Annotated in this window: 31 protein-coding genes; 12 read left to right on the top strand and 19 right to left on the bottom strand. The window is 67.4% G+C overall.

The annotated features are described in order from the left end of the window. Positions 1-3: 3 nt before the first annotated feature. The 4 genes from HPF_RS02280 to HPF_RS02265 all read left to right on the top strand — a co-directional run bounded on the left by HPF_RS02280 (position 4) and on the right by HPF_RS02265 (position 5,769). Complete coding sequence (locus HPF_RS02280; RefSeq protein WP_133155634.1) at positions 4-1,353, top strand: GH1 family beta-glucosidase; 1,350 nt, start codon at positions 4-6, stop codon at positions 1,351-1,353. Further along, the gene (locus tag HPF_RS02275; RefSeq protein WP_133155633.1) at positions 1,350-2,996 is read left to right on the top strand and encodes an alpha-glucosidase family protein; all 1,647 of its coding nucleotides are present in this window, start codon (positions 1,350-1,352) and stop codon (positions 2,994-2,996) included. The genes HPF_RS02280 and HPF_RS02275 overlap by 4 nt, the downstream gene beginning before the upstream one ends. Before the next feature lie 92 nt (positions 2,997-3,088). Further along, a complete protein-coding gene (locus tag HPF_RS02270; protein ID WP_133155632.1) occupies positions 3,089-4,810 on the top strand; it encodes an alpha-D-glucose phosphate-specific phosphoglucomutase in 1,722 nt (573 codons plus the stop codon). A gap of 122 nt (positions 4,811-4,932) precedes the next feature. After that, a complete protein-coding gene (locus HPF_RS02265; RefSeq protein ID WP_133155631.1) occupies positions 4,933-5,769 on the top strand; it encodes a c-type cytochrome in 837 nt (278 codons plus the stop codon). 62 nt (positions 5,770-5,831) lie between these two features. On the opposite strand, the gene HPF_RS02260 is transcribed toward HPF_RS02265, so the two are convergent. Genes HPF_RS02260 through HPF_RS02250 form a run of 3 tightly spaced genes read right to left on the bottom strand, consistent with a single transcriptional unit; the run spans position 5,832 to position 7,846 of the window. Further along, entirely contained in the window at positions 5,832-6,398 is a 567-nt protein-coding gene (locus HPF_RS02260; protein ID WP_133155630.1) for a DUF2946 family protein, read from the bottom strand. A 9-nt stretch (positions 6,399-6,407) separates the two neighbouring features. Further along, on the bottom strand, positions 6,408-7,406 hold the full coding sequence (locus HPF_RS02255) for a YheT family hydrolase (protein WP_133155629.1): 999 nt from the start codon (positions 7,404-7,406) through the stop codon (positions 6,408-6,410). Positions 7,407-7,408: 2 nt separating this feature from the next. Further along, on the bottom strand, positions 7,409-7,846 hold the full coding sequence (locus tag HPF_RS02250; RefSeq protein WP_133155628.1) for a YybH family protein: 438 nt from the start codon (positions 7,844-7,846) through the stop codon (positions 7,409-7,411). 72 nt (positions 7,847-7,918) lie between these two features. On the opposite strand from HPF_RS02250, the gene HPF_RS02245 reads away from it, so the two are divergent. From HPF_RS02245 to HPF_RS02235, 3 genes are read left to right on the top strand one after another with little or no spacing between them, the layout of a single operon-like run. Beyond that, the gene (locus HPF_RS02245; RefSeq protein ID WP_133155627.1) at positions 7,919-8,518 is read left to right on the top strand and encodes a LemA family protein; all 600 of its coding nucleotides are present in this window, start codon (positions 7,919-7,921) and stop codon (positions 8,516-8,518) included. After that, a complete protein-coding gene (locus tag HPF_RS02240; RefSeq protein WP_207959295.1) occupies positions 8,515-9,420 on the top strand; it encodes a TPM domain-containing protein in 906 nt (301 codons plus the stop codon). The genes HPF_RS02245 and HPF_RS02240 overlap by 4 nt, the downstream gene beginning before the upstream one ends. 5 nt (positions 9,421-9,425) lie before the next feature. Continuing rightward, on the top strand, positions 9,426-9,953 hold the full coding sequence (locus tag HPF_RS02235; RefSeq protein ID WP_066157610.1) for a TPM domain-containing protein: 528 nt from the start codon (positions 9,426-9,428) through the stop codon (positions 9,951-9,953). 3 nt (positions 9,954-9,956) lie between these two features. Here HPF_RS02235 and HPF_RS02230 read toward each other — a convergent pair whose 3' ends face one another. The 10 genes from HPF_RS02230 to HPF_RS02185 form a co-directional block, all read right to left on the bottom strand. Next, entirely contained in the window at positions 9,957-10,535 is a 579-nt protein-coding gene (locus tag HPF_RS02230) for a Crp/Fnr family transcriptional regulator (protein ID WP_079364725.1), read from the bottom strand. Between the two features lie 120 nt (positions 10,536-10,655). Further along, a complete protein-coding gene (locus HPF_RS02225; RefSeq protein ID WP_066157615.1) occupies positions 10,656-11,072 on the bottom strand; it encodes a F0F1 ATP synthase subunit epsilon in 417 nt (138 codons plus the stop codon). Positions 11,073-11,139: 67 nt separating this feature from the next. Then, positions 11,140-12,546, bottom strand: coding sequence for a F0F1 ATP synthase subunit beta (gene atpD, locus HPF_RS02220; RefSeq protein WP_066157619.1), 1,407 nt, complete (start codon positions 12,544-12,546; stop codon positions 11,140-11,142). 45 nt (positions 12,547-12,591) lie between these two features. Beyond that, positions 12,592-13,458 carry a F0F1 ATP synthase subunit gamma gene (gene atpG, locus HPF_RS02215; RefSeq protein WP_066157621.1) on the bottom strand — a complete coding sequence of 289 codons (867 nt, stop codon included), beginning with the start codon at positions 13,456-13,458 and terminating at the stop codon, positions 12,592-12,594. A 29-nt stretch (positions 13,459-13,487) separates the two neighbouring features. Then, a complete protein-coding gene (gene atpA, locus HPF_RS02210; RefSeq protein ID WP_066157623.1) occupies positions 13,488-15,044 on the bottom strand; it encodes a F0F1 ATP synthase subunit alpha in 1,557 nt (518 codons plus the stop codon). Positions 15,045-15,105: 61 nt separating this feature from the next. Continuing rightward, positions 15,106-15,636 carry a F0F1 ATP synthase subunit delta gene (locus HPF_RS02205; RefSeq protein ID WP_133155626.1) on the bottom strand — a complete coding sequence of 177 codons (531 nt, stop codon included), beginning with the start codon at positions 15,634-15,636 and terminating at the stop codon, positions 15,106-15,108. Positions 15,637-15,682: 46 nt separating this feature from the next. After that, positions 15,683-16,153: a F0F1 ATP synthase subunit B gene (locus HPF_RS02200; protein ID WP_066157630.1), complete on the bottom strand. Its 471-nt coding sequence runs from the start codon at positions 16,151-16,153 to the stop codon at positions 15,683-15,685. A gap of 124 nt (positions 16,154-16,277) precedes the next feature. After that, positions 16,278-16,529, bottom strand: a complete 252-nt coding sequence (gene atpE / locus HPF_RS02195) for a F0F1 ATP synthase subunit C (protein ID WP_066157632.1) — start codon at positions 16,527-16,529, stop codon at positions 16,278-16,280. A gap of 79 nt (positions 16,530-16,608) precedes the next feature. Beyond that, positions 16,609-17,487 carry a F0F1 ATP synthase subunit A gene (gene atpB / locus HPF_RS02190; RefSeq protein WP_066157634.1) on the bottom strand — a complete coding sequence of 293 codons (879 nt, stop codon included), beginning with the start codon at positions 17,485-17,487 and terminating at the stop codon, positions 16,609-16,611. 24 nt (positions 17,488-17,511) lie between these two features. Beyond that, positions 17,512-18,048, bottom strand: a complete 537-nt coding sequence (locus tag HPF_RS02185) for an ATP synthase subunit I (RefSeq protein ID WP_243721663.1) — start codon at positions 18,046-18,048, stop codon at positions 17,512-17,514. A 243-nt stretch (positions 18,049-18,291) separates the two neighbouring features. Between HPF_RS02185 and HPF_RS02180 the strand changes: the two genes are divergently transcribed. From HPF_RS02180 to HPF_RS02165, 4 genes are read left to right on the top strand one after another with little or no spacing between them, the layout of a single operon-like run. Continuing rightward, positions 18,292-18,576, top strand: a complete 285-nt coding sequence (locus HPF_RS02180; protein WP_066157640.1) for a YbeD family protein — start codon at positions 18,292-18,294, stop codon at positions 18,574-18,576. Between the two features lie 7 nt (positions 18,577-18,583). Then, positions 18,584-19,276 carry a lipoyl(octanoyl) transferase LipB gene (gene lipB, locus HPF_RS02175; protein ID WP_133155625.1) on the top strand — a complete coding sequence of 231 codons (693 nt, stop codon included), beginning with the start codon at positions 18,584-18,586 and terminating at the stop codon, positions 19,274-19,276. Between the two features lie 30 nt (positions 19,277-19,306). Further along, a complete protein-coding gene (gene lipA, locus HPF_RS02170; protein ID WP_066157646.1) occupies positions 19,307-20,320 on the top strand; it encodes a lipoyl synthase in 1,014 nt (337 codons plus the stop codon). 1 nt (position 20,321) lies between these two features. Then, a complete protein-coding gene (locus tag HPF_RS02165; RefSeq protein ID WP_127806505.1) occupies positions 20,322-21,026 on the top strand; it encodes an AraC family transcriptional regulator in 705 nt (234 codons plus the stop codon). Positions 21,027-21,051: 25 nt separating this feature from the next. Here the strand turns inward: HPF_RS02165 and HPF_RS02160 are convergent, their stop codons facing one another. After that, entirely contained in the window at positions 21,052-21,417 is a 366-nt protein-coding gene (locus HPF_RS02160; protein WP_133155624.1) for a carboxymuconolactone decarboxylase family protein, read from the bottom strand. 102 nt (positions 21,418-21,519) lie between these two features. Here HPF_RS02160 and HPF_RS02155 point away from each other — a divergent pair, with 102 nt between their 5' ends. Continuing rightward, on the top strand, positions 21,520-22,362 hold the full coding sequence (locus HPF_RS02155) for a DMT family transporter (RefSeq protein WP_133155623.1): 843 nt from the start codon (positions 21,520-21,522) through the stop codon (positions 22,360-22,362). A gap of 4 nt (positions 22,363-22,366) precedes the next feature. On the opposite strand, the gene ptsP is transcribed toward HPF_RS02155, so the two are convergent. Genes ptsP through HPF_RS02130 form a run of 5 tightly spaced genes read right to left on the bottom strand, consistent with a single transcriptional unit; the run spans position 22,367 to position 26,626 of the window. Continuing rightward, positions 22,367-24,142: a phosphoenolpyruvate--protein phosphotransferase gene (ptsP, locus tag HPF_RS02150; protein WP_133155622.1), complete on the bottom strand. Its 1,776-nt coding sequence runs from the start codon at positions 24,140-24,142 to the stop codon at positions 22,367-22,369. After that, entirely contained in the window at positions 24,139-24,408 is a 270-nt protein-coding gene (locus tag HPF_RS02145) for an HPr family phosphocarrier protein (protein ID WP_066157661.1), read from the bottom strand. The genes ptsP and HPF_RS02145 overlap by 4 nt, the downstream gene beginning before the upstream one ends. Continuing rightward, the gene (locus HPF_RS02140) at positions 24,377-24,823 is read right to left on the bottom strand and encodes a PTS sugar transporter subunit IIA (RefSeq protein ID WP_133155621.1); all 447 of its coding nucleotides are present in this window, start codon (positions 24,821-24,823) and stop codon (positions 24,377-24,379) included. The genes HPF_RS02145 and HPF_RS02140 overlap by 32 nt, the downstream gene beginning before the upstream one ends. Before the next feature lie 10 nt (positions 24,824-24,833). Next, positions 24,834-26,093 carry an MFS transporter gene (locus tag HPF_RS02135; RefSeq protein WP_133155620.1) on the bottom strand — a complete coding sequence of 420 codons (1,260 nt, stop codon included), beginning with the start codon at positions 26,091-26,093 and terminating at the stop codon, positions 24,834-24,836. Continuing rightward, positions 26,090-26,626 (bottom strand): hypothetical protein, encoded by a 537-nt coding sequence (locus HPF_RS02130; protein ID WP_127806510.1) that lies wholly within the window; start codon positions 26,624-26,626, stop codon positions 26,090-26,092. Before HPF_RS02130 ends, HPF_RS02135 begins: the two co-directional genes overlap by 4 nt. Between the last annotated feature and the right edge of the window lie 57 nt (positions 26,627-26,683).

The raw sequence follows: 26,683 nt of genomic DNA, 5'->3' as shown, positions 1-26,683 counted from the left end.
CCCATGACCGATTTCCCCATCTTTCCCCCTTCGTTCGAATGGGGCTGTGCCACCGCTGCCTTCCAGATCGAGGGAGGTGCCCTCGAAGGCGGCAAGCGGCCCAGCATCTGGGACGACTTCTGCGCCCAGACCGGCCGCATCAAGGATGCCAGCGACGGCCTGGTGGCCTGCGATCACTTCCACCGTTTCCGCGAGGACGTGGCGCTGATGGCCGATCTCGGGTTCCGGCACTACCGCTTCTCCATCGCCTGGACCCGCGTGGTGCGCGAGGACGGCAGCCCCAACCCCGAAGGGCTGGACTTCTACCGCCGCCTGCTCGACGCGCTGCACGACAAAGGCATCACGCCCAACGCCACGTTGTTCCACTGGGACCTGCCGGCGCAGCTGCAGCGCGCGCACGGCGGCTGGCTGCACCGCGACACCGCCCAGCGCTTCGCCGAGTACGCGCAGATCGTGGCCCGCGCGCTGGGCGACCGGCTGCCGCGCGTGGCCACGCTCAACGAACCCTGGTGCAGCGCCTTCCTGGGCCACGACCTCGGCGTGTTCGCGCCCGGCGTGCAGGACCGGCCCTCGTCGCTGCTGGTGGCGCACCACCTCATGCTGGCGCACGGCCTGGGCCTGCAGGCCTGGCGCAGCGTGCGCAGCGACACGCAGCTGGGCATCGTGCTCAATCCCGAGCTGTGCGACCCGGCCAGCGACGCACCGGCCGACATCGCTGCGGCGCGCCTGGCGGAGCTGGAGCGCAACGATGTGTTCCTCAACCCGCTGTTCGGCCGCGAGTGGCCGGCCGAGATGATCGAGCAGATCGGCGCATTCGCCGAGCAGCGCCGCCCGGGCGACCTGGCCATCTGCGCCCAGCCGCTGGACTTCATCGGCCTGAACTACTACACGCGCTCCATCGCGCAGGCGCCGCAAAGCGCCGCCGAGCAGCGCCGCGGCTACCGCTTCGTGCCGCCCGACCCGCAGCGCCCCGACCTCACCCACATCGGCTGGGAGATCTACCCGCAGGGGCTGGAACGGGTGACGCGCAATCTGCTCGCAAAGTGGCCGCTGCCTCCTATCTGGATCACCGAAAACGGCGCGGCCGACAACACGCCGGTGGAGGCCGGCGGTTGCGACGACCGCCTGCGCCTGAGCTACCTGCAATCGCACCTGACCCAGCTCGCGCAGATGGTGGCCAGCGGCCTGGACATCCGCGGTTACTACGTCTGGAGCCTGCTCGACAACTTCGAGTGGGCGCACGGCTACACCCAGCGCTTCGGCGTCGTACACGTCGACTACTCCACCCAGCAGCGCACGGCCAAGGCCAGCGCGCGCTGGCTCCAGCAACTGATTTCTTCTCCGCAAACATGAGCAACAAGGCACCCAACAACGGCTGGTGGCGCGGCGGCGTCATCTACCAGATCTACCCGCGCAGCTTCCAGGACTCCAACGGCGACGGCATCGGCGACCTGCCGGGCATCACGCAGCGGCTGGACCACATCGCGGCGCTGGGCGCCGACGGCATCTGGATCTCGCCCTTCTTCAAGAGCCCGATGAAGGACTTCGGCTACGACGTCAGCGACTACAACGACGTCGACCCGATGTTCGGCACGCTGGACGACTTCCGCGCCCTGGTGGCGCGCGCCCACGTGCTCGGCCTGAAGGTCATGATCGACCAGGTGCTCTCGCACTGCAGCGACCAGCACCCCTGGTTCGTGGAAAGCCGCAGCAGCCGCGACAACCCCAAGGCCGACTGGTTCGTCTGGGCCGACCCCAGGGACGACGGCAACCCGCCCAACAACTGGCTCTCGATCTTCGGCGGCAGCGCCTGGCAGTGGGACACGCGCCGCTGCCAGTACTACCTGCACAACTTCCTGACCAGCCAGCCCGACCTGAACTTCCACCACCCCGCCGTGCAGGACGCGCTGCTGGACACAGTGAAGTTCTGGCTCGACCTGGGCGTGGATGGCTACCGGCTGGACACGGTCAACTTCTTCTTCCACGACGCCCAGCTGCGCGACAACCCCGGCCGCGGCGCACCGGACCGCAGCAACCCCGACCCGGCGGTCAACCCCTTCAACCCCTACGGCTGGCAGCGCCACGTCTACGACAAGAGCCGGCCGGAGAACCTGCCCTTCCTGCAGCGCCTGCGCGCCCTGCTCGACCAGTACCCCGACACCACCATGGTGGGCGAGATCGGCGACGACGACGGCCTGGCCCGCGTGGCCGAGTACACCGCCGGCGGCGACAAGCTGCACATGGCCTACTGCTTCGACCTGCTGGGCGAGGCGCACGACGCGCCCTTCCTGCACGGCTTCCTGACCCGCTTCAACACCATCGTGGGCGACGGCTGGCCCTGCTGGGCGCTGTCCAACCACGACGTGGTGCGCTCGGCCACGCGCTGGGGCGGACCGAACCCCGACCCGCGCCTGCTGCGCCTGGCCGCCGCCTTCCAGGCCAGCCTGCGCGGCACGGTCTGCCTCTACCAGGGTGAAGAGTTGGGCCTGCCAGAGGCCGAGCTGCGCTACGAGGACCTGCAGGACCCCTACGGCATCACCATGTGGCCCGAGTTCAAGGGCCGCGACGGCTGCCGCACGCCCATGCCGTGGTCCGGCGACGCGCCGCATGCCGGCTTCACCACCGGCGACAGGCCCTGGCTGCCCGTGGCCGAGGCGCACCGCGCGCTGGCGGTGGACCGCCAGGCCGGCGCGCCGGACTCGATGCTCTCGTTCTTCACCCACCTGCTGCACTGGCGCCGCCAGCAGGTCGCCCTGCGCGAAGGCCGCCTCACCCTGCTGCCCGCGCATCCGCAGGTGCTGGCCTTCATCCGGCAGCACGACACCCAGACGCTGCTGTGCGTCTTCAACTTCAGCGATCAGGTGGCCAAGCTGGCGCTGCCCGAGGACTGGCGCAGCGCCACGGTGCTCGACGGCAGCGGCCTGCCGGGCGCCCGGCTGGAAGGCGACTGCGTGCGCTGCGAACCCTACGGGGGCCTGTTCCTGCACCGCACCTGACCCGCGGGACAGGCTCCCGAGTTGGGCGACACTGGCGGCTGTGGCCGGCCATCACCGGCCGGAACGCCATTGCCATCCCCTCAGGAGCCCCCATGAGCATCCAGACTGTCGCCACCACCCCGTTTGCCGGCCAGCTGCCGGGCACCTCCGGCCTGCGCAAGAAGGTCACCGTGTTCCAGCAGCCGCACTACCTGGAGAACTTCGTCCAGGCCCTGTTCGACGTGCTGCACGGCGACGCGCCGGCCGCGGGCCAGACCCTGGTGCTCGGCGGCGACGGGCGTTTCCACAACCGGGCGGCGGTGCAGACCATCCTGAAGATGGCGGCCGCGCGCGGCTACGGCCGGGTGCTGGTCGGCCAGGGCGGCATCCTGTCCACGCCGGCCACCAGCGCCGTCATCCGCCGCCGGGGCGCCAGCGGCGGCATCATCCTCTCGGCCAGCCACAACCCCGGCGGCCCCGACGGCGACTTCGGCATCAAATACAACGCCACCAACGGCGGCCCAGCGCCCGAGAAGCTGACCCAGGCGATCTACGAACGCACGCAGACGCTCGGTCAGTACCGCCTGAGCGACGCCCCCGACATCCCGCTCGACGCCCTGGGCACGCACATGATGGAAGGCATGGCGATCGAGGTGATCGACCCCGTCGCCGACTACGCCGCGGTGCAGCGGGAGCTGTTCGATTTCGGCGCCATCCGCCGCCTGTTTGCCAGCGGTTTCCGCCTGCGCTACGACGCCATGTGGGCCGTCGGCGGGCCGTATGCCAAGGCCATCATCGAGGGCGAGCTCGGCGCCCCGGCCGGCACCGTGGTCAACGCCGAACCGAAGGAGGATTTCGGCGGTCTGCACCCCGACCCCAACCCGGCCTACGCCGACGACCTGATCGCCCACCTGATGGCGCCCGACGCGCCTGACATGGGGGCGGCCTCCGACGGCGACGCCGACCGCAACATGATCCTCGGGCGCGGCTTCATCGTCTCGCCGTCCGACAGCCTGGCCGTGCTCACCGCGCACGCCACCAAGGTGCCGGGCTACGCCAGCGGCCTGGCCGGCGTGGCACGCTCCATGCCCACCTCCACCGCCGCCGACCGCGTGGCGAAGGCGCTGGGCATCGCCTGCTACGAAACGCCCACGGGCTGGAAGTTCTTCGGCAACCTGCTGGACGCCGGCAAGGCCACGCTCTGCGGTGAAGAGAGCTACGGCACCGGCTCCAACCACGTGCGCGAGAAGGACGGCCTCTGGGCGGTGCTGTTCTGGCTCAACCTGGTGGCGACCACCGGCCAGTCGGTCGAGCAGCTGGTGCGCGGGCTGTGGACCGAACACGGCCGCTGCGTCTACTCGCGGCACGACTACGACGGCATCCCCACCGAACAGGCCAACGCGCTGATGGCCGAACTGCGCGCGCAGCTGCCGACGCTGGCCGGCCAGACCTTCGATGGGCATCGTCTGGCGCCGGGCCGCCCCAAGACAGACGGCGCCCCCTCGGGGGGCAGCGAACCTCGCAAAGCGGGGAGCGTGGGGGTGACCATTTCGTGGGCCGACGACTTCGCCTACACCGACCCGGTGGACGGCTCGGTCAGCCAGAAACAGGGCGTGCGCGTGGTGCTGGAAGACTCCTCGCGCGTGGTGTTCCGCCTCTCGGGCACCGGCACCGAAGGCGCGACGCTGCGCGTCTACCTGGAACGCCACGAACCCGACGCGTCGCGCCACGACGTGCCCGCGCAGGAGGCGCTGGCGCCGCTGGTCGCACTCGCCCGCACCCTGGCCCGCATCGAACACCACACCGGCATGGCACAACCCACCGTCATGACCTGATCCCCTGCCCCAGCGGGGCCGCCAGGCATCGGGCCGTCAGGGTCGGCTGGCTATAATTCGCGGCTATTTGCCCTGTGCAGGGGCCCCACCCCCAACAGACCGACTCGCCATCCGAGGAACCCATGAGCGACCACGCGCACGACTCCCACACCGGCCCGATCAAAACCCCCGCCCAGCTGCTCTGGACGTCGTTCTTTTTCTTCGTGGCACCCGTTTTCGTCATCATCGGCCTGGTGTACTACGTCACCTCGGACACCAAGCCGGCCGCCGGCGCGGTCGACCCCGAGCTGGCCACGGCCATGCGCATCCAGAAGATCGGCTCGGTCGAGCTGCGCGACGCCAACCGTCCGCTGGCCACTGGCGAAGCGGTCTACACCGCCCAGTGCTCGGCCTGCCATGCCACCGGCGCCGCCGGTGCTCCCAAGTTCGGCGACGCCGCCGCCTGGGCCCCCCGCATCGCCACCGGTTATGAGGCCCTGCTGAACTCGGCCCTCAAGGGCAAGAATGCCATGGGTGCCCAGGGTGGTGGCGCGTTCAGCGACGTCGAGATCGGTCGCGCCGTGGTCCACCTGGCGAATGCCGCCGGCGGCAAGTTCGCCGAGCCGCAGGCCCCGGCAGCAGCCGACGCCGCGGCTGCTCCGGCCGCTGAAGCCGCTCCCGCGGCTGCGCCCGCTGCCGCCCCGGTGGCCGCCGCGCCCGCTGCTGCGGCCGTGCCCGTCGCCGGCGCGGGTGAGGCTCTGTACAAGCAGGCTTGCTCGGTCTGCCACGCCGCCGGTGTGGCCGGTGCGCCCAAGTTCGGCGACAAGGCCGCCTGGTCGGCGCGCGTTGGCCTGGGTCTGGACGGTCTGACCGCCAGCGCCATCAAGGGCAAGAACGCCATGCCGCCCAAGGGCGGTTCCACCGCCTCCGACGCCGACATCAAGGCCGCCGTCGAGTACATGCTGGCCGCTGTCAAGTAAGACGCAGCGCCCCACGAAAAAGCCGGTCAAGTGACCGGCTTTTTTTGTTGCCCGCGCCGGGCTCAGGCCCAGGGGCCCGGCCCCAGGGCGCGCTGAGGGCTCCGCACGAACGCCCAGCGCTGCGGCAGGCTGTCCGCCGCCACCGGCTCGGGCTGCCAGGCGCCCTGCTCCACCTGGTCGGCCGCCTGCGCCATGTCGCTGGTGTGCACCAGCCCCAGGCCGAGGGCGGTCACGAGGTACAGGCGCCCGGCCTCGTCCAGCAGGGCGCGCTCCACGGCGCCGGCCGGCGCACCGGTGTGGGCCAGCACCGAGCCGTCGGGCTGCAGGCGCCAGATCCAGGGTGTGGCTTCGAGTTCCACATAGACCCGCTGCGGTCCGTTCTGGAAAAACCACCGGCCCTGTTCGTCGGGCATGTAGTTGCGGCCGATGAAGGCGATCAGCTTGTCGTGCAGCAGGCGCGAGCCCTTGACCGGCGCCACGCCTTCGCTTGGTTCAGCGGCGAAGGGGCCGGCGCGCTGGCAGCGGTCGTCGCGCATGTACCAGTCGCCACGCGCGTCCAGCCCCAGCCAGCCATGGCAGTCGGGCACGTTGGGCCATTTGGCGAGCGCGGCCTTGACGATGTCGTCCACGGGGTGTCCTCAGCGGTGGGCCAGCAGCCAGTGACCGACCGCCGCCGGCATGGCCATCACGTGGCCGGGCAGGCCCAGGGGCGGCAGGGACACGGGAAATCCCACGTGCCCGCCCTGCGCCGGCTGCCAGAGCGTGACCTGGGGACCGGCCTGGCGCGGTGTGGGCAGGGAGTCGGCGGGCACGAAAGGGTCGTTGAGCGCATTGAGCGCCAGCGCCGGCACGCGGATGTCGCTGAGCACCGGCTTGGCCGACGCGCGGGCCCAGTAGTCGTCGGTGTCGCGAAAGCCGTGCAGCGGTGCGGTGAAGAGGTTGTCGAACTGGTAGAGGTCGCTCGCGGCCAGCAGCGCCTCGCGGTCGAACAGGCCCGGGTGCTGCTCCAGCTTCTTCAGCGCCTTGGGCACCATGGTGGAGAGGAACATGCGGGTGTAGACCAGCCGGTTGAAGCCGCGCCCGATGGCGTGACCGCCCGCGGCCAGATCCAGCGGCGAACAGACGGCGGCCACCGCCCGCACCGTGCGCCCAGCCTCGGTGCCCATCTCGCCGGCCCAGCGCAGCAGCGCGTTGCCACCCAGGGACACACCGGCGGCCAGCAGCGGGCGGCCCGGGTGTGTGGTGGTGAAGCGGCGGAGCATCCAGTCGATTTCCTGGAAGTCGCCCGAGTGGTAGGCGCGCGGCGCCAGGTTCAGCTCGCCCGAGCAGCCGCGGAAATGCGGCACTGCGAGCACCAGGCCTTCGCGGGCTGCGAAGTCGGCAAAGGCCACCGCGTACTGGCTGGCCGAGGAGCCCTCCAGCCCGTGGAACAGCACCAGCAGAGGCGCATCCGGCGACGCCGCGTGGGTGGTGGTGTCCACGTCGACGAAGTCGCCGTCGGGGGTCTGCCAGCGTTCCCGCCGCCATTGCGGGGCGGCACCCGCATGGCGCCGCGCAAACAGCGCTGCCCACAGGGTCTGGGCGTTGCCACCCGGCAGCCACCAGGGAGCCGTGTAGTCGAAAGCTGGGGCCGCCATGCTCAGTGCAGCACCGGCGGCGTGCTCAGGGCGTCCGCCGGCTCGTTGCGACTGCCCGGGCTGGCGTGGTGGGCCACCATGCGCCAGCCGTGCACGGTCTTGGCATAGACGTTGGTGGCCAGCACCCAGGCGTGGGCCGGTCCGTCGTCGCTCATCACCTCGATGCGTTCGATCACGCTGTGCACGCTGCAGCCCCCGGCGTCGATGCGCCGCGCCCGCTCGGGCTGCACGCGCACGCCGCCATTGGCCAGCAGGGCCTCGAACGCCGCCCGGACGGCGGTGTGGCCGACCAGGCGCTGGCCGCCGGGGTGCACGCAGACGATGTCCTCTTCGTCGGCCCAACAGGCCATCAGGCGCTCCAGGTCGCCCTGGTGCAGGGCCTCGTAGAAGGCGGCTTCGGTGTCGTCCGCGGTGCCGGGGGAGAACTTGGGGCGGGGCATGGAGGGTGCAGGGACGTGGTCAGAGACTCAAATGCGGGCACTATGATAGGTCTTTGCCCCGCAGGAGTGACCATGAAGCGCCGTCTGTCCCTCGCCTCCCTCGTGCTCGCCGGCACCCTCGCACTGTCTGGCTGTGGCTACAACGAGTTCCAGAGCCTGGACGAACAGAGCAAGTCGGCCTGGGCCGAGGTGCTCAACCAGTACCAGCGCCGCGCCGATCTCATTCCCAACATCGTCGCCACCGTCAAGGGCGAAGCGAACTTCGAGCAGGAAACACTGACCAAGGTGGTCGAGGCGCGCGCCAAGGCCACGTCGATCCAGGTCATGCCCGAGATGCTCAGCGACCCCGAGGCCATGGCGAAGTTCCAGGCCGCGCAGGGAGAACTGGGCAGCGCACTCAGCCGTCTGATGGTAGTGGTCGAGCAGTACCCCAACCTCAAGGCCAACCAGGGCTTCTCCGACCTGCGCGTGCAGCTCGAGGGCACGGAGAACCGCATCACCGTGGCCCGCAACCGCTACATCGAAGCGGTCCAGTCCTACAACGTGCTGACCCGCAGCTTCCCGACCAACCTCACCGCCATGGTCTTTGGCTACAAGACCAAGGAGGGCTTCCAGGTCGAGAACGAGGCCGCCATCAGTGCGCCGCCCAAGGTGGATTTCAGCAAGCCATGACGCCGCGCCGGGTCCGCGCGCTCGGCGTGGGCATGCTCTGGTTGGTGTGGGTGGCGCTGGCCTGGGCACAGGCCGTGCTGCCCGTGCCGGAGCTGCGCAGCCGCGTGATCGACCAGACCGGTACGCTGGACCCCGCCCAGCAGACCGCGCTTGAGTCCCGGCTGGCCACTTTCGAGACCCAGCGCGGCACCCAGATCGTGGTGGTGCTGGTGCCCACCACGCAGCCCGAAGACATCGCCGACTACACCCAGCGGCTGGGCGATGCCTGGAAGCTCGGGCGACAGGACGTGGGCGACGGCGTACTGTTCGTGGTCGCCAAGAACGACCGGCGGGTGCGCATCGCCACCAGTAAGACGCTGGAAGGGGCGATTCCCGACCTGGTGGCCCGCCGCATCATCGACCAGGCGGTCACGCCGGCCTTCCGCCGCAACGACTTCGCGGGCGGCATCGAAGCCGGCATCGACCAGATCATGGCCCGCGTGTCCGGCGAGAACCTTCCCCTGCCCGAGGCCGGGGGTGGCGCTGAAGAGACGGGCTTCGCGCCCATGGACCTGCTGATCTTCCTGGTCTTTGCAGTGCCGATGTTCTCGGCCGTGCTGCGCAGCCTGTTCGGCAACAAGCTGGGCACCCTGCTCACCGGCGCGAGCGCGGGCGCCATCGCCTGGGTGCTCACCGCGGTGGTCTGGATCGCCGTGGGCGCTGGCCTGCTCGCCATGCTCGCCGCGCTGTTCCTCCAGATGCTGCCGTCCATGCCATCGTCCGGGCGCGGGCGACGCGGTGGCGACTGGGGCGGCGGCGGTTTCGGCGGGGGCAGCCATGGTGGAGGATGGAGCGGCGGCGGTGGCTTCAGCTCGGGCGGTGGTGGCAACTTCGGTGGCGGCGGCGCCTCCGGCAGCTGGTGACGGCCATGAACAAGCTGTTTCGGATCCTCCGGCACCGCTGGCTGGACAGCCGCGATTCGCGCCGACTGATTCCCGACGACATGGCGCATCGGCTGTCCCGACGCATCACCGCCAGCGAGGCGCGCCACAGCGGCGAGATCCGCCTGTGCGTCGAGGCCGCCCTGCCGCTGTCCTACCTCTGGCGGCTCGGGAACGAGACCTCCGTCCGCGTGCTGGCGCGGGAACGGGCCGTGAGCTGGTTCGGCCGGCTGGGCGTCTGGGACACGCAGGACAACAACGGCGTGCTGATCTACCTGCTGCTGGCCGAACGGTCGATCGAACTGGTGGCCGACCGCGGTCTGAGTGCACGGGTCGACCAGGCGCGCTGGCAGGCCATGGTGGACCGGCTGGCCGGTCGGCTGCACCAGGGGGCCTTCGAAGACGGCCTCACCCAGGCCCTGGAGGAAGTGTCGGCGCTGCTGGTGGAGTTTTTTCCGGCCCAGGCCGGTGGGCCCAACCCCAACGAACTGCCCGATCTGGTGGTTCGGGCCTGAGACTCAGCCTTCCCCGGAACTGCGGCCGCCGCGGCCGGTGCGGCTGTTCATCACCACCTGCAGCTCCTGCTGCAGGGCCTTGTTCATCTGAGCGAAGGTGCGCAGCTTGCGCGTGGTCTCGCGCAGGCGGTCGGCCATGCGTTTGGAGATCGCGAGCAAGAGGCGGGCCCCGACCGCCGGGTCGGCCTTGAGCAGGCGCCGCAATGCAGCCCGGGACAGCACGGCGGCCGCCACATCGGTGATGGCTGCGCAGGTCGCCGACCGTGGCGAGCCGTCCAGCACCCCCATTTCACCGATCAGATGCCCCGGACCGATCACGTTGACCACCATGCTGCCATCGGCGCCGGGCATCTCGCTCTCGACCGAAATATCGCCTTCCAGGATCAGCATCATGTAGTCGTTGCCGCGCAGCTCCCCCTCGTGGATGAAGACCGTACCCGCGGAAATCAGCTGCGGTTTCATGTAACCCACCACCCGCTTTGCATCGGCCAGCTTCAGGTCATCCAGGGCCGAAGGCGTGACGAGCAGGCGGGCGGCCACCTCTTGAGGCGGCAGGTCCGGTCGTTCGGAAATCGAGGGCATGGGCATGGGTGTCCGGAGGTCAGAGTGGAGATGATTTCACCAGCATCCCCGACAGGCCACAGGGCGGCAAAAAAAAACCGGCTGATGCCGGTTTTCTTCATGAGGCGTCCGCGGGGCAGATCACTTTTTCTGACGGTACTTGCGCAGCGCCGCGATCTGCGCCGCCATGACCGCCAGCTCCGAGGTGGCTTTGGCCAGATCAATGTCGCTCTTGGCGTTCTTGACAGCCTCTTCGGCGGCCTTGCGGGCCTCGCTCGCCTTGGCCTCGTCCAGGTCGTGGCCGCGGATGGCGGTGTCCGACAGCACGGTCACGCAGTTGGGCTGAACTTCCAGAATGCCGCCGGCCACGAACACGAACTCTTCGCCGCCGTCGGCTTTTTCGATGCGCACGGCACCGGGCTTGATGCGTGTGATCAGCGGAATGTGGCCGGGCAGGATGCCCAGTTCACCCGCCTCACCCGGCAGGGCCACGAACTTGGCCTCGCCGGAGAAGATGGACTCTTCGGCGCTGACCACATCGACGTGGATGGTGCTCATATTGACTCCTGTGAAAAGGGAAAAGGTGACTCGGTGGGCGGGCGCCGGCGGGCGGCGCCCTGCGCCATCAGGCGACCTTCTTCGCCTTCTCGAAGGCCTCGTCGATGGTGCCGACCATGTAGAAGGCCTGCTCGGGCAGGTGGTCGCACTCACCGGCGGTGATCATCTTGAAGCCGCGGATGGTTTCGGACAGCGGCACGTACTTGCCGGGCGAGCCGGTGAACACTTCAGCGACGTGGAACGGCTGCGACAGGAAACGCTGGATCTTGCGGGCGCGTGCCACGGCCAGCTTGTCTTCCGGCGCGAGTTCGTCCATGCCCAGGATGGCGATGATGTCGCGCAGTTCCTTGTAGCGCTGCAGCGTGCCCTGCACGGCGCGTGCGGTTTCGTAGTGGTCCTGACCCACGACCAGCGGGTCCAGCTGGCGGCTGGTGGAGTCCAGCGGATCCACGGCGGGGTAGATACCCAGCGCAGCGATGTCACGGGACAGCACAACGGTGGAGTCCAAGTGGGCGAAGGTCGTGGCGGGCGACGGGTCTGTCAAGTCATCGGCCGGCACGTACACGGCCTGGATGGAGGTGATCGAGCCGACCTTGGTCGACGTGATCCGCTCTTGCAGGCGGCCCATTTCTTCGGCCAGCGTCGGCTGGTAGCCCACGGCGGACGGCATGCGACCCAGCAGGGCGGACACTTCGGTACCGGCCAGGGTGTAGCGGTAGATGTTGTCCACGAAGAACAGCACGTCACGGCCTTCGTCACGGAAGGACTCGGCGATGGTCAGACCGGTCAGGGCCACGCGCAGACGGTTGCCCGGGGGCTCGTTCATCTGGCCGTAGACCATGGCCACTTTCGATTCAGCCAGGTTCTCGAGGTTCACGACGCCGGAGTCGGCCATCTCGTGATAGAAGTCGTTGCCCTCACGGGTGCGCTCACCCACGCCAGCGAACACGGACAGACCGCTGTGCGCCTTGGCGATGTTGTTGATGAGCTCCATCATGTTCACGGTCTTGCCCACACCGGCACCACCGAACAGACCCACCTTGCCACCCTTGGCGAACGGGCAGACCAAGTCGATCACCTTGATGCCGGTTTCGAGCAGCTCTTGCGAGGGGGACAGTTCGTCGTAGGCCGGGGCCTTGCGGTGGATGGGAGCGGTCAGGCTCTGGTCGACCGGGCCGCGCTCGTCGATGGGCTGGCCCAGCACGTCCATGATGCGGCCCAGGGTGGCCTTGCCCACCGGCACGGTGATGTTGGCGTTGGTGTTGGTGACCACCATGCCGCGGCGCAGACCGTCGGACGAACCCAGTGCAATCGTGCGGACCACGCCGTCGCCGAGCTGCTGCTGGACTTCCAGCGTCAGTGCGGAACCTTCCATCTTCAGGGCGTCGTAAACGCGCGGCATCTGGTCGCGGGGGAATTCCACGTCCACGACGGCGCCGATGCACTGAACAATCTTGCCTTGTGCTTGAGACATGATGTGTACCTTTGAGTTTCTCTAGATTTCAGTTGAGCGCCGGGGTCAGACCGCCGCAGCGCCGGCCACGATTTCCGACAGCTCTTTCGTGATGCCGGCCTGGCGGGTCTTGTTGTAGACCAGCTTGAGTTCGCTGATGACGTTACCGGCGTTGTCGGTGGCAGCCTTCATGGCCACCATGCGGGCCGACTGCTCGGACGCCATGTTTTCCGCCACAGCTTGGTAGACCTGGGCTTCGATGTAGCGCAACAGCAGCTCGTCGATGACGGTGGCCGCGTCGGGTTCGTAGACGTAGTCCCAGTCACGACCCTTGTTGCCTTCCTGCAGGTCAGCGGCCGACAGAGGCAGCAGCTGCTCGATCACGGCTTCCTGCTTCATCGTGTTGATGAAGCGGGTGTAGCACACGTGAACCGAGTTGATGCGACCTTCGGTGTACGCGTCCAGCAGCACCTTCACCGGGCCGATCAGCTTGTCCAGGTGGGGGGTATCGCCCAGGCCGACGGCGCTGGAGACCACTTTCGCACCGATGCGGTTGAGGAAACCCAGGCCTTTGTTGCCGATGGCCACGGCTTCCGCGCCAACGCCCCGGCCCTGGAAGTCCTTGAGCTGGTTGGTCAGCGCGCGAAGCACGTTGGTGTTCATGCCACCGCACAGGCCCTTGTCGGTGGTCACGACGACAAAACCGGCGGTCTTGGCGTCGTTGGTCTCCATGAAGGGGTGCGTGTACTCGGGGTTGGCCTTGCTCAGGTTGCCAGCGATCTGGCGCACCTTTTCGGCGTAAGGCCGGGCCGCACGCATGCGGTCCTGCGCCTTGCGCATCTTGGAAGCGGCCACCATTTCCATGGCTTTGGTGATCTTCTTGGTGTTTTCCACCGATTTGATCTTGCCGCGAATTTCCTTGCCTGCTGCCATTGCTGCTCCTTAGCTCGTCAATGGACGGTTCAGTAGGTACCGGTCTTCTTGAAATCGGCGATGGCGGCGAGCAGCTGGGCTTCAGCGTCCTTGTCCATGGCCTTGTCGTTGTCGAGCTTGGCCACCAGCGCAGCGTGCTTGTCTTTCAGGAAAGCGTGCAGACCGCCTTCGAAGGCCAGCACCTTCTTGACATCGATGTCGTCCATGAAGCCCTTGTTCACCGCGAACAGCGAAGCGGCCATCAGGCTGATGGGCAGCGGGCTGTACTGGGCCTGCTTGAGCAGTTCGGTCACGCGGGCGCCGCGGTCCAGCTGCTTGCGGGTGGCTTCGTCCAGGTCGGAAGCGAACTGCGCAAACGCAGCCAGCTCGCGGTACTGGGCCAGGTCGGTACGGATACCGCCGGACAGCGACTTGATCAGCTTGGTCTGGGCTGCACCACCGACGCGCGACACCGAGATACCGGCGTTGATGGCGGGACGGATACCGGCGTTGAACAGGTTGGTTTCCAGGAAGATCTGGCCGTCGGTGATCGAGATCACGTTGGTCGGCACGAAAGCGGACACGTCGCCGGCCTGCGTTTCGATGATCGGCAGTGCGGTCAGCGAACCCGTCTTGCCCTTGACTTCACCCTTGGTGAAAGCTTCGACGTAGTCGGCGTTCACGCGGGCGGCGCGCTCCAGCAGGCGGCTGTGCAGGTAGAACACGTCGCCGGGGTAGGCTTCGCGGCCCGGCGGACGGCGCAGCAGCAGCGAGACCTGGCGATAGGCCACGGCCTGCTTGGACAGGTCGTCGTACACGATCAGGGCGTCCTGGCCGCGGTCGCGGAAGTACTCGCCCATGGTGCAGCCGGAGTAGGCCGACAGGTACTGCATGGCGGCGGACTCGGAAGCCGAGGCGGCGACCACGATGGTGTACTCCATGGCGCCGGCCTGTTCCAGGGCGCGCACCACGTTCTTGATGGACGACGCCTTCTGGCCGATGGCGACGTACACACAGGTCATGTTCTGACCCTTCTGGTTGATGATCGCATCGATCGCCACGGCGGTCTTGCCGGTCTGGCGGTCGCCAATGATCAGCTCGCGCTGGCCACGGCCGACGGGCACCATCGAGTCGATCGACTTCAGACCGGTCTGCACCGGCTGGTCCACCGACTTGCGTGCGATCACGCCGGGAGCGACCTTCTCGATCACGTCCGTCATCTTGGCGTTGATGGGGCCCTTGCCGTCGATCGGCTGACCCAGGGCGTTGACCACGCGGCCCACCAACTCGGGACCCACCGGCACTTCCAGGATGCGGCCCGTGCACTTGACGGTGTCGCCTTCGGAGATGTGCTCGTACTCACCCAGAATCACGGCGCCGACGGAGTCGCGCTCGAGGTTCAGGGCCAGACCGAAGGAAGGCACGCCGTCCTTGTTGGCCGGGAATTCCAGCATTTCGCCCTGCATCACGTCCGACAGGCCGTGGATGCGAACGATACCGTCGGTGACGGACACCACGGTGCCCTGGTTGCGCACATCGCTGGACGCGCCTAGACCCTGGATGCGGGATTTGATCAGTTCAGAAATTTCGGCGGGATTGAGCTGCATGACTCTTTCCTTCTTTCGTTAATTGGGATGAGGTCGCGTCCGAGCGGCGGGGCAGACGGCTTCAAGCCGTCAGCGCTACTTTCATTTGTTCCAGGCGGGCCTTGATGGAGGTGTCCAGCACTTCGTCACCCACCACCACACGCACGCCACCGATGAGCTCAGGCTGCAATTGGACTTGCAGGTTGAGCTGGCGCCCGAAGCGCTTCTCCAGCACACCCGACAACTCGGCCAGAGCAGACGGTTCGATGTCGAAGGCGCTGTAGACCACGGCATCAAAGCGGCCCTGCTGGGCGTTCTTGAGCACGCGGAACTGGGCAGCGATTTCAGGCAGCGCCGCGACGCGACCATTCTCGATCACCGTGCGCAGGAAGTTCTGGCCCATCTCCGGCAGCGCGTTCTTGAGCACGCCGGTGATGACGTCGAACACCTGGGTCGGCGAAGACTGAGGCGCTTCGGCGAACTGGCGCAGCTGCTCGTTACCAGCAACAGCAGCCAACTCGTCGAGCCAAGAGGCAACGCCCGCAGCATCGACGCCAGCGGCCTTGAACAGGGCGTCAGCGTAGGGACGGGCAATGGTGGCGATTTCGGCCATGTTCTACCTTCGTATGCCGGGGTTCAATCGGAACGTGGGCCTGGGGTCAGAGCTCGGTCTTCAGGCGACCCAGCAACTCGGCGTGAACACCGGCGTTGACTTCGCGCTTGAGAATCTGCTCGGCACCCTTGACGGCCAGCGCGGCGACTTCCTCGCGCAGGGCTTCACGGGCCTTGACGACCTGCTGCTCGGCTTCCTGACGGGCGGCGGCGACGATCTTGGCAGCCTCTTCCGTCGCACGGGCCTTGGCTTCCTCGATCACAGTCTGTGCACGGCGCTCGGCGTCGGCCAGACGGGTGGCTGCCTCGTTGCGGGACTGGCTCAGCTCAGCCTCGACACGCTTGTTGGCCACGGCCAGTTCGGACTTGGCCTTCTCGGAAGCGGCCAGACCTTCGGAAATCTTCAACGCACGCTCATCGAGCGCCTTGGCAATCGGGGGCCACACGAACTTCATCGTGAACCACACCAGGATCGCAAAGACGATGGCCTGCGCAAAGAGGGTTGCATTGATGTTCATCGCAACGCCTTTCTGTGTGTGAACGGGAGTGGAGACGCAATTGCTGCGGCACCGACGACATCCGGAAGGAGGGGACGATGTTCATCGCCCCACCGCATGCCGCCGCGCACGGCAGCAAGACCCATTAAGCAGCCAGCTGGAAGGGGTTGGCGAAGGCGAACAGCAGAGCGATGGCCACGCCGATCAGGAAGGCGGCGTCGATCAGACCGGCCAGAATGAACATCTTGGTCTGCAGGTCGTTCATCAGCTCGGGTTGACGAGCGGAGGATTCCAGGAACTTGCCACCCATCAGGGCGATACCGATAGAGGCGCCAATGGCACCCAGGCCGACGATGAGACCGCAAGCCAGAGCAACCAGACCCAGAACGTTTTCCATGATGACTCCTTAAGAGATTGAGAGTTGAAAAGAAAGGAAGGAACCGAAAGAACTAGAGAGCGAGGTGAAACCGCGCAACTTAGTGAGCGTCATGCGCTTGACCCAGATAAATCAGGGCCAGCATCATGAAAATGAACGCCTGCAAGGTGATGACCAGAATGTGGAACAAGGTCCACACCGTGCCTGCGATCAAGTGTCCGACGAAGAAAAGTCCACCCGAGAGCGAGAAGGCGGCGAAACCACCCAGCAGCGCAATCAGCATGAACACCAGTTCACCCGCGAACATGTTGCCAAACAACCGCATGCCGTGCGAAACCGTCTTCGCCACGAACTCGATCATTTGCATCAGGAAGTTGGTCACGCCCAGCAGCAGTGCCCAAACAGGATTCTTGGAAGTACCAAAGGGAGCCGTCACCAACTCGTGCGCCCAGCCACCCAGACCCTTGATCTTGATGTTGTAGAACAGGCACATCAGCAGCACAGAGACGGACAGACCCAGCGTGGTCGACAGATCGGCGGTCGGCACTACCCGAAGGTAGGCGTGATGAGGATCGTGGCCGGTCGCTGCGTAGTACTCGGTCCACAGGCGGGGCAGCAAGTCCACCGGCAGCATGTCCATGAAGTTCATCATGAAGATCCAGCAGAACACGGTCAGCGCCAGCGGGGCGACCAGCTTGCGGCTGTTGGCGTTGTGGATCACACCCTTGGCCTGGCTGTCGACCATCTCGACCAGCATCTCCACTGCGGCCTGAAAGCGCCCCGGCACGCCCGCATGCGCCTTGCGCGCCGCCAGCCACAGCATGAAGCAGACAAAGGCGCCCAGCACCGAACTGAAAACCACGGAGTCGATGTTGATCACCGAGAAGTCAACGATGAACCCTTGCTTGTGGTTCGTCAGATGGGTCAGGTGGTGGCGGATGTACTCGCCAGGGGTAGGACCGATACCTTCAGCAGCCATGTTCGTTGCACCAATCAACGGAAATTAATGTGGGCGCCTGGTTTGGAACCACAGCCCAAACCAGTACACCTTCAGCGTCAAAACCAACCCGGCCAGCAAACCCAGCCAACTGAGATCAGGGACCAGCGCCGGCGCCGACCACAGCATGGCCACCACCAGCAACACCTTGACCCCTTCCCACAACAGGAAGCCAGCGAACGTGGCCCGCGAATGTCCCGGCATCAGACGGGACAACGCACTGGAGGTCAGACCGTAGGCCATCAATGCCGTCGGAATGAACACCGAAGCCGCGCCGTAGAGCACCGACAGAGCCAGCGACATCTGGCGCAAAAACAGCCAGACCAGCAACCCCGACATCGCCCCCACCAGCACCTGCACCCCCACCAGACGCCAGACAGATAGTTCCGGCTGACCAGCGCGCCACTGATGCGCCTGTTCACGCGTCAGTGGCTTGAATTCGGGTTCTTGCTCCCCATCTTCCCATCCGTGCCCCGATTTGGCCTCTGTCTGATCGGCCGGCAATGGCTGCCCGTCTTTGTCGGGCCCGGGCATTGTCGGCATGGCAGATTACAAACGGTTTACAGGTGTGCGAAGGTTCGCAAAGCCTCTCATTATACGTAGAAACCCCAAACCAACGTCAATCGTTCTGCGCTGACCAAGGACTTGACGCGCGCGACCATAATGGTGCGCGTCCCTCGGGCAGACCTCTGCTGGCCCCGTGCCCGCCAGCACATGCGCCGAAGGACGATCTGAAAAATTCTCACTTTGATGCAGCCAGGGCCGAGCCCGTGCTGCGCACGCCCCATGGACCTGCCACGAGACATTCCGCCAGAACAGTCGCTCATCGAGTACCCCTGCCGATTTCCTATCAAGGTGATGGGGGCCAACGTCGAGGGCTATGTCTCGGCCATGGTTGCGGTGGCGCAAGCCTTCGACCCCGGCTTCGACGAGGCCACGATCGAACACCGTCCGAGCAAGGCCGGCAACTACCTGGGCCTGACGCTCACGGTGTACGTCACCAGCCGGGAGCAGCTGGACGAGGTGTACCGCACCCTGACCACCCACCCCATGGTCAAGGTCGTCCTCTGATCCGTTCATGATCGTCCGACCGCTGGGGCGCGTGGACTACGCGCCCACCTTCGACGCCATGGTGGCCTTCACCGAATCGCGGTCGGCACAGACACCCGACGAGTTGTGGATCTGCGAGCACCCACCCGTGTTCACGCAAGGCCTGGCGGGCAGGGATGACCACCTGCTGGCGCCGGGCGACATTCCGGTCGTCAAGACCAACCGCGGTGGCCAGGTGACCTACCACGGCCCTGGCCAGGTCGTCGCCTATCCGCTGATCGATCTGCAGCGCGCGGGCTACTTCGTGAAGGAGTACGTCTACCGCATCGAAGAGGCGGTGATCCGCACGCTGGCCCACTTCGGTGTGACTGGCCACCGTGTTGCGGGCGCCCCCGGCATCTACGTGCGGCTGGGCGACCCAACCGGCCATACCCCTTTGCCGCAGCGGCCGCAGAAACGCACGCAAGGTTCACCAGCCCCAGAACCCGATTTCACCGGCCTGGGCAAGATTGCGGCGCTGGGCATCAAGGTCAGCCGGCACTGCACCTACCACGGTGTCGCTCTGAACGTGACCATGGACCTGCAGCCCTTCTGGCGCATCAACCCATGTGGTTATGCAGGCCTGCAGACGGTCGACCTTTCTACAATAGGGGTTGCCGTTTCATGGGATGAAGCGGCCAGGGTGCTGAGCAACCAGCTCGGCGCCCTTCTCGGCCCCTGACCACCAACGCGCGCCGACCGCGCCCCTGCCATGACCCGCCCCGACACCCCCGCGGCCGACGCTCACACCGTCCGCGAAGCCCAGCCCGCCGCCCAGTACGACGCCACCGCCAAGCAGAAGAGCCAGGCGAAGACGGCGCGCATCCCGATCAAGATCGTGCCGGCCGAGGTGCTCAAGAAGCCGGAGTGGATCCGCGTCAAGGCCGGTTCGCCGACCACGCGCTTCTATGAAATCAAGGACATCCTGCGCAGCAACAAGCTGGTAACGGTGTGCGAGGAGGCGAGCTGCCCCAACATCGGCGAGTGTTTCGGCAAGGGCACGGCGACCTTCATGATCATGGGCGACAAGTGCACGCGCCGCTGCCCGTTCTGCGATGTCGGCCATGGACGCCCCGATCCACTGGACGTGGACGAGCCGGAGAACCTGGCCAAAACCATCGCCCAGCTCAAGCTCAAGTACGTGGTGATCACCAGTGTGGACCGCGACGACCTGCGCGATGGCGGTGCGGGCCACTACGTGGCCTGCATCCAGCGCACCCGCGAGCTCTCTCCCGGCACACAGATCGAGGTGCTGGTGCCCGACTTCCGCGGTCGCGACGAAAAGGCGCTGGACATCATGGCGGCCGGCCTGCCCGACGTGCTCAACCACAACCTGGAGACCGTGCCGCGCCTGTACAAGGAAGCGCGCCCGGGCTCGGACTACCAGTTCAGCCTGAACCTGCTCAAGAAGTTCAAGCAGCGCTTTCCCGGCATTCCCACCAAGAGCGGTCTGATGGTCGGCCTGGGCGAGACCGACGAAGAGATCCTGGACGTCATGCGCGACATGCGCGCGCACGACATCGACATGCTCACCATCGGCCAGTACCTGGCGCCCAGCGGGCACCACCTGCCGGTGCGCCGCTACGTGCACCCCGACACCTTCAAGATGTTCGAGGAAAAGGCCTACGAGATGGGCTTCACCCACGCCGCCGTCGGCGCCATGGTTCGGTCCAGCTACCACGCCGACCAGCAGGCGCACGACGTGCTGAACAACCCCAGGACCTGAAGTGGCCGCCGCGCACGACGCTCTGTCGGTGCGCCACTACGGCGCCTCGCCGGGTAGCCATGCGCACGACCACTTCCAGATCCTGCTGGGTCTGGAGGGCTGGCTGGAGCTGGAGGTCGACGGCCGCGGGCGACGTGTCGGCACTGGCGACGGGGTGGTGATTGCGCCAGGCCTGCGGCACGACTTTGAATCGACCCGGGGCGCCCGCTGCCTGGTGCTGGACTCTTCCAACATGGGCTGGACCCGGCTGGACCGCAGCGCCCCCCTGCCGGACACCTTGCCGCTGGCTCGCTACCTGGCGTCGGCCTGCGCATCGGGTCTGGTTCGGGCCCGCCAGCTGGGGCCGGCATTGCTGCTGGAAGCCTGGGCGCCGCCCGCGCTGCCCAGACGCACCCGGCGCGCCATCGACTGGCAGAGTCTTCAGGCCTGGGCGCTGAAGGCAGTTGACGAACGGCTGTCGGTGGCCGATCTGGCCACGCGCACCCATCTCAGCCCGGCCCAGTTCACCGAACGCTGCCAGCAGGAACTCGGCCAGAGCCCCATGGCCTGGCTGCGTAACCTGCGGCTGGACCGCGCGCGGCACTTGCGCGCGCAAGGACTGCCCGTGGCCGAGGTCGCCCGGCGCTGCGGCTACCGCTCCCCGTCCGCCCTCACCGCGGCGCTGCGGAAGCAAGGCGAGCCGACACCCTCGAACGCCGACGATTGACCCGCGCCGCGCGACGACAGCCTGACTAAGCTCTCGCGTGCAGGTCCTGAGGCGCCATCTTCTCCCAGGCGGCGATGGCCTCGGCCGCATACATCAGCGCCGGACCGCCGCCCATGTAGACGCAGACGGACAGCATCTCTTCCAGTTCGGCGCGCGTGCAACCCAGTTGCACCAGCGCCTTGACGTGAAAGCCGATGCAGCCCGAACAGCGCTGGGTGACGGCGATCGCCAGCGCCACCAGCTCCTTGTGTTTGGCACTGAGCGCGCCGTCGGTGATGGCCGCCTTGGCCAGCTGTCCGAAGCCAGCCATGGCGGTGCCCTGGCTCTTGCGGAACGGCGCCAGACTGGCATTGATGTCGCGCATCAGGTCGTTGTGATTGAAAGTGCTCACGTGCAGGTCCTGTGAAAGATTAATACCCCATGCAGTATCAAATAAGTCCCATGTCCCTGACCTTGTCCCTGATCAAGCAACCGGTCGGAAAGGCGTGAGCCAATGAGTGCCAACCTGCTCGCGCTGGGCGCCGTCGCCCTCTGGGGCTCTCTGGCCGCGCTGGGCGTGGCGCTGTCCCACGTCCCGCCCTTCCTGCTGACCGGCCTGTCGCTGCTGATCGGCAGCCTGATCGCCCTGCCGCTCTCGCGCTTCGACTGGCGTCGCTGGCGGGTGCCGCCGGCCACGCTGGCCCTGGGCGTGTACGGCCTGTTCGGCTTCCACTTCCTGCTCTTCATCGCGCTGCGCCATGCACCCCCAGTGCAGGCCAACCTGGTGAACTACCTGTGGCCGCTGGGCATCGTCGTGATGGCGCCCCTGTTTCTGCCCGGGACGACGCTCACCGGACGCCACATCCTGGCCGCCCTGCTGGGTTTCGGAGGTGCCGCACTGGCCATCCTCGGACGCAGCGGCACGGCCGATGCCATCTGGGCGTGGGGCTACCTCCCCGCCGCCGGCTCGGCCTTCATCTGGTCCAGCTACTCGCTGCTGACCAAGCGTGTGGCGCCGTTTCCGACCGCCGCCATCGGCAGCTTCGCCCTGGTGTCGGGCCTGCTGTCGCTGCTGTGCCACGCGCTCATGGAACCGGCGGTGTCGCTGACCGCGCAGGACTGGACGCTGATCACCCTGCTCGGTCTCGGGCCGCTGGGCGGTGCCTTTTTCCTGTGGGACGCGGCGCTCAAGCGCGGCGACGCGCGGCAGATCGGTGTGCTCAGTTTTCTCACCCCGCTGCTGTCGACGCTGACCCTGCTGTGGGTGCGCGGCGAGGCACCGAGTCTGTCGGTCGGGATGGCCGCGGCCCTGATCATTGGCGCGGCGGTGCTGGCCACGCGGCGGCCGGCGGCCTGAGGGGTCAGTCGGCCATCAGCGCGGCCGGATCTTCGGCCGCCAGCACGCTCTGCGCCCATGCCGCCAGCTTGCTGGTGTCGCAGCGCAGAATCTGCTGTTTGACGGCCAGGATCTGCGTGGGGTGCATCGAAAAACTGCGCAAGCCCAGCCCGAGCAGCAGGCGCGTCATGCCGACATCGCCCGCCATCTCGCCGCACACGCTCACGCCCTTGCCCTGCGCACGGGCCTGCGCGATGGTGTTGGCCACCAGATGCAGCACCGCCGGGTGCACCGGGTCGTAGAGGTGCGCCACCGCCTCGTCGGCGCGATCGATCGCCAGGGTGTACTGGATCAGGTCGTTGGTGCCGATGGAGAGAAAATCGAAGTGGCGCAGGAACAGCGGGATCGTCAGCGCCGCGGCAGGCACCTCAATCATGGCGCCTAGCCGCACCGGGCCGTGAACCACCCCCAGGGCGTCGAGCTGTGCCCGCGCTTTGTCGACCAGCGCCAGCGTCTGGCGGATCTCGCTGGCGTGGGCCAGCATGGGCACCAGCAAATTGATCGGGCCGAGCGCCGCCGCCCGCAGGATGGCGCGCAGCTGCGCCAGGAACATCGCCGGGTCGGCCAGGCTCCAGCGGATCGCGCGCAGGCCCAGCGCCGGGTTGAGGTGGTCCTCGCCGGCGCGCACCGGGGTGCGGTCCAGCGGCTTGTCGGCGCCGACGTCGACCGTGCGGATCGTGACCGGCAGGCCCTGCATGCCTTCGACAGCCCGGCGGTAGGCGGCGTACTGCTCCTCCTCGTCGGGCAGCTTGCCGTTGCGCCCCATGAACAGGAACTCGGTGCGGAACAGCCCCACACCGACGGCGCCGGCCTTGAGCGCCGCGGCGGCGTCCTCGGGCTGCTCGATGTTGGCCAGCAACTCGATCTTCTGGCCATCCAGCGTCACGGCCGGGGTGTTCTTCAGACGCGAGAGCCGCTCGCGCTCGACCTCGCCCTGGCGCTGCTTGAAGCCGTACTCGGCCATCAGGATGGGCGACGGGTCGACGATCACCACACCGGCGTCGCCATCGATGATGACCCAGTCGTCCTGGTTGATCAGGTGACTGGCCGAGCGCGCCCCGACCACCGCGGGGATGTCCATGCTGCGCGCGACGATGGCGGTGTGGCTGGTCTTGCCGCCCACGTCGGTGACGAAGCCGGCGAACACGCTCTGCTTGAACTGCAGCATGTCGGCCGGCGACAGGTCGTGCGCGATCAGCACCAGGGGAACGTCGACCGAGGGATCGAAGAGGGTACCGTTGGGCTCGCCCTCGTCCGCGGGAGGCAGTGGCGCGGCGACGGGCGAAGCCACACCGCGCATCATGCGCAGCATGCGTTCGACCACCTGCTCTAGGTCGGCCTTGCGCTCGCGCAGATAAGGGTCCTCCATCTCGTCGAACTGGCGCGCGATCACCTCCAGCTGGGTGGTCAGCGCCCACTCGGCGTTGTAGTGGCGCTCGGTGATCCAGTGCTTGACGCCGCTGGTGAGCTGCTCGTCCTGCAGCAGCATCAGGTGCACATCCAGCAGCGCGCTCAGCTCCGGGTGCGCGTCTTGTGAACCCAGCTCATCCAGGCTGGCCTGGACCTTCTCGATCTCCTCGACCACACCGTTGCGGGCCCGCCGCAGGCGCTGGATCTCGGCCTCAACCTGATCAGGCTTGACGAAGTAGTGGGCGACGTCGATGCGGCTGGACGCCACGATCACCGCCCTCCCGATGGCAATGCCCCGGGAGACCGCCAGACCGTGGACGGTGAAGCTCACTCGCCTTCCCCGAACTTGTCGTTGATCAGCGCCACGATGGCATCCATCGCGGCCTGCTCGTCCGGGCCGCTGGTCTCGATTTCGACCTGGCTGCCCACCCCGGCGGCCAGCATCATGACGCCCATGATGCTCTTGGCGTTGATGCGGCGGTCCCCCTTGGACATCCACACCTCGCACTGGTGGCTGCCGGCCAGCTTGGTGAGCTTGGCCGAAGCGCGGGCGTGCAGGCCCAGCTTATTGCTGATGGTCGCGGTGGTCTTGATCATGTGTGGTTCTTCTCGCCTGATTCTGTGGTGCCGTCACGGCCACCTGGATCACACCCTGCGTGGCCCCCACCATGGCGCGCGAGACCAGCGCGTCCAGCGACTCGTGCCGGTACGACACGGTGCGCAGCAGCATCGGCAGATTCACGCCGGCGATCAGCTTGGAGCGCACACCGTCGACCAGCTTGTGCGCCACGTTGCAGGGCGTGGCACCGAACACGTCGGTCAGCACCAGCGTCTGCGGCGTGTCCAGCTGTCGCATGAGGATGCGCGCCTGGGCCAGCGACTCCTCCGGGGGGGCATTGGGCATGACATCCAGGGCCGACACCGCGCTGGCGCTGTCGGGAAACACGTGCAGCACGCAGGCCCGCAGGGCCGAAGCCAGCGGCGCGTGCGCAACGATGAGGATGCCGTTCATCGTTCGGAGTTTATCCCCCGGGGGCTGCGCGCTGGCGCCGGTATCCGAACAGGAAAACCCCATAGGCCGACACGCAGCACAGCCCGAACACCGCGATCGCGCCCCGAAAGCGCGCCACAGTGTCCCAGCCCAGCAGCGCGAAGGCGTCCACCAGTCCGCCGATCGCCCACTGCACCAGGAACACGCCGGCAAAGATCACCAGGTTGTAGGCCGACAGCGCGCGCCCGGCCGCCGCCGCAGGCAGCGCCAGCGCCACGGCGGGCTGCGACAGAGAAACGAAGGTGCTGCCCACACAGAACGCGGCCCACAAGGGCCAGCCGGCACGGGGCCCGAGCACCACAATGGCCGCCAGCACCACGAAGCTCAGGGGCAGACCCCAGGCGATCAGCCGCTCGGCCGGGATGCCCCGCCGCGACAGATGGGGGTTGACCATGCCCCACAGCCAGAAGCTCAGCAGCATGCACAGGTTGATCCCGAACAGCCCGACGGCCGCGCGCTGCGGCGTGTAGCCGGCCACCTGCACCATCCAGGGACCCGCCCACAGGGTCTGCACTGCCACCATGCCGCCGTAGTTGATGAAGCCGATGGGCGCCATCTGCCGGAAGTACGGGTGGCGCCAGATCGCACCGTAGCCCGACGCTTCGGGCGCAGCCACCACGGATGAGGGCTCCTTGTGCCAGCGCGGCACCAGCGCCGCCAGCACCAACATGGACAGCAGCACCAGTGCTGCCAGCGACCAGAACAGCCCGCGCCATCCCAGCATCGGCATCAGCCACTGCACCGGCAGGGTGGACGCCACCATGCCCATGGACCCGGTCATCAGCATCCAGGAGTTGGCACGCAGTTGCGTGGCCGGCTGCAGCCAGCGGCGGTAGCCGGTGAGTGGCGCCATGAGGCAGGCGCTCACGCCCATGCCGGTGAGCACGCGGGCGGCCAGCAAACCTGAAAAGCTGGTGGCCATGGCAAAGGCCGCACAGCCCGCCACCGCCACCCCCAGGAAGGCCAGGATCACCTGCCGCGGGCCGAATCGGTCCAGCCACGAGCCCAGGGGCAGCTGGGTCAGGGCGAAGCCGAAGAAGTACCCACCGGCCAGCAACCCGAGGTCGCTCGCCTGCAGCGACAGTTCGGCACTGAGCACCGGCGACAGCGTGGCGGTGACCGCACGGATCAGCGCCGACAGGAAGTACGTCAGCGCGAAGGCCAGAAACACCGAAACCGCCACCAGTGGCGGCAAGAGGTGGTTACCCGACTCGGTCCCGGTGCTTCTCATGGCTGCGCGAGGCTCAGCCCGGCGAAAAAGGCTTCGCGAGCCCCTTCATCCAGCCGGGCGCCATAGACCGCGGCCTGGAACACCTGTGTGCCGCGGGCGAAATACGCGGCCTGCATGACCACCGGCTGCCCCTGGGGATCGGTGCCCCGGGCCTGCACGCCCTGTGCCTGCGGCGCGCCCTTGACCCCGACCGACCAGGCCAGACCTGGATCGTCCGGCGAAGCCGCAGGCACCCGGAGCGTCTGGAGGCTCGCCACACGCCAGGCCGCCAGCGCGGCGGGCACCTGGTCGGCCCTGCCCACGTCGGCCCAGGCCAGGGCGAACCGCATGCCACCGGTCTCGCAGGCCTGCATGTGCAGTTCCACCGGCGTCCCCAGCATCGGCACCGGCCGGCTCGCACTCTCCGGCTTGCAGGGCATCAGCGCACGCAAGGGCGTGCCAGCGACCGGCCACTCACGCCAGTTGAACGTGGGACTGCAGGCCCCAAGGGCCAGCAGCGCCGCCAGGCCAGCGGCGCGCAAAGGGTGCAACAAAGGAGTCTCCGGAAGGCGCGGCAGAGTGATGCCACCATGGAGGGCTCAAGGCCCTGG

The organism is Hydrogenophaga pseudoflava (genome assembly GCF_004353865.1).
Lineage (GTDB): Bacteria > Pseudomonadota > Gammaproteobacteria > Burkholderiales > Burkholderiaceae_C > Hydrogenophaga > Hydrogenophaga pseudoflava.
This window is presented reverse-complemented; position numbering and strand designations above follow the sequence as displayed.

Excerpts from the sequence above, each read along its gene's own strand:
- atpA (WP_066157623.1), bottom strand. The coding sequence starts at position 15,044 with ATGCAGCTCAATCCCGCCGAAATTTCTGAACTGATCAAATCCCGCATC.
- HPF_RS02200 (WP_066157630.1), bottom strand. The coding sequence starts at position 16,153 with ATGAACATCAATGCAACCCTCTTTGCGCAGGCCATCGTCTTTGCGATC.
- HPF_RS02235 (WP_066157610.1), top strand. The coding sequence starts at position 9,426 with ATGAACAAGCTGTTTCGGATCCTCCGGCACCGCTGGCTGGACAGCCGC.
- HPF_RS02185 (WP_243721663.1), bottom strand. The coding sequence starts at position 18,048 with ATGCCGACAATGCCCGGGCCCGACAAAGACGGGCAGCCATTGCCGGCC.
- HPF_RS02155 (WP_133155623.1), top strand. The coding sequence starts at position 21,520 with ATGAGTGCCAACCTGCTCGCGCTGGGCGCCGTCGCCCTCTGGGGCTCT.
- HPF_RS02245 (WP_133155627.1), top strand. The coding sequence starts at position 7,919 with ATGAAGCGCCGTCTGTCCCTCGCCTCCCTCGTGCTCGCCGGCACCCTC.
- HPF_RS02230 (WP_079364725.1), bottom strand. The coding sequence starts at position 10,535 with ATGCCCTCGATTTCCGAACGACCGGACCTGCCGCCTCAAGAGGTGGCC.
- HPF_RS02240 (WP_207959295.1), top strand. The coding sequence starts at position 8,515 with ATGACGCCGCGCCGGGTCCGCGCGCTCGGCGTGGGCATGCTCTGGTTG.
- HPF_RS02180 (WP_066157640.1), top strand. The coding sequence starts at position 18,292 with ATGGACCTGCCACGAGACATTCCGCCAGAACAGTCGCTCATCGAGTAC.
- atpD (WP_066157619.1), bottom strand. The coding sequence starts at position 12,546 with ATGTCTCAAGCACAAGGCAAGATTGTTCAGTGCATCGGCGCCGTCGTG.
- atpB (WP_066157634.1), bottom strand. The coding sequence starts at position 17,487 with ATGGCTGCTGAAGGTATCGGTCCTACCCCTGGCGAGTACATCCGCCAC.
- HPF_RS02250 (WP_133155628.1), bottom strand. The coding sequence starts at position 7,846 with ATGCCCCGCCCCAAGTTCTCCCCCGGCACCGCGGACGACACCGAAGCC.
- HPF_RS02270 (WP_133155632.1), top strand. The coding sequence starts at position 3,089 with ATGAGCATCCAGACTGTCGCCACCACCCCGTTTGCCGGCCAGCTGCCG.
- HPF_RS02225 (WP_066157615.1), bottom strand. The coding sequence starts at position 11,072 with ATGAGCACCATCCACGTCGATGTGGTCAGCGCCGAAGAGTCCATCTTC.
- HPF_RS02275 (WP_133155633.1), top strand. The coding sequence starts at position 1,350 with ATGAGCAACAAGGCACCCAACAACGGCTGGTGGCGCGGCGGCGTCATC.
- atpG (WP_066157621.1), bottom strand. The coding sequence starts at position 13,458 with ATGGCAGCAGGCAAGGAAATTCGCGGCAAGATCAAATCGGTGGAAAAC.
- HPF_RS02280 (WP_133155634.1), top strand. The coding sequence starts at position 4 with ATGACCGATTTCCCCATCTTTCCCCCTTCGTTCGAATGGGGCTGTGCC.
- HPF_RS02255 (WP_133155629.1), bottom strand. The coding sequence starts at position 7,406 with ATGGCGGCCCCAGCTTTCGACTACACGGCTCCCTGGTGGCTGCCGGGT.
- HPF_RS02205 (WP_133155626.1), bottom strand. The coding sequence starts at position 15,636 with ATGGCCGAAATCGCCACCATTGCCCGTCCCTACGCTGACGCCCTGTTC.
- HPF_RS02135 (WP_133155620.1), bottom strand. The coding sequence starts at position 26,093 with ATGAGAAGCACCGGGACCGAGTCGGGTAACCACCTCTTGCCGCCACTG.
- atpE (WP_066157632.1), bottom strand. The coding sequence starts at position 16,529 with ATGGAAAACGTTCTGGGTCTGGTTGCTCTGGCTTGCGGTCTCATCGTC.
- lipB (WP_133155625.1), top strand. The coding sequence starts at position 18,584 with ATGATCGTCCGACCGCTGGGGCGCGTGGACTACGCGCCCACCTTCGAC.
- HPF_RS02265 (WP_133155631.1), top strand. The coding sequence starts at position 4,933 with ATGAGCGACCACGCGCACGACTCCCACACCGGCCCGATCAAAACCCCC.
- HPF_RS02145 (WP_066157661.1), bottom strand. The coding sequence starts at position 24,408 with ATGATCAAGACCACCGCGACCATCAGCAATAAGCTGGGCCTGCACGCC.
- HPF_RS02140 (WP_133155621.1), bottom strand. The coding sequence starts at position 24,823 with ATGAACGGCATCCTCATCGTTGCGCACGCGCCGCTGGCTTCGGCCCTG.
- lipA (WP_066157646.1), top strand. The coding sequence starts at position 19,307 with ATGACCCGCCCCGACACCCCCGCGGCCGACGCTCACACCGTCCGCGAA.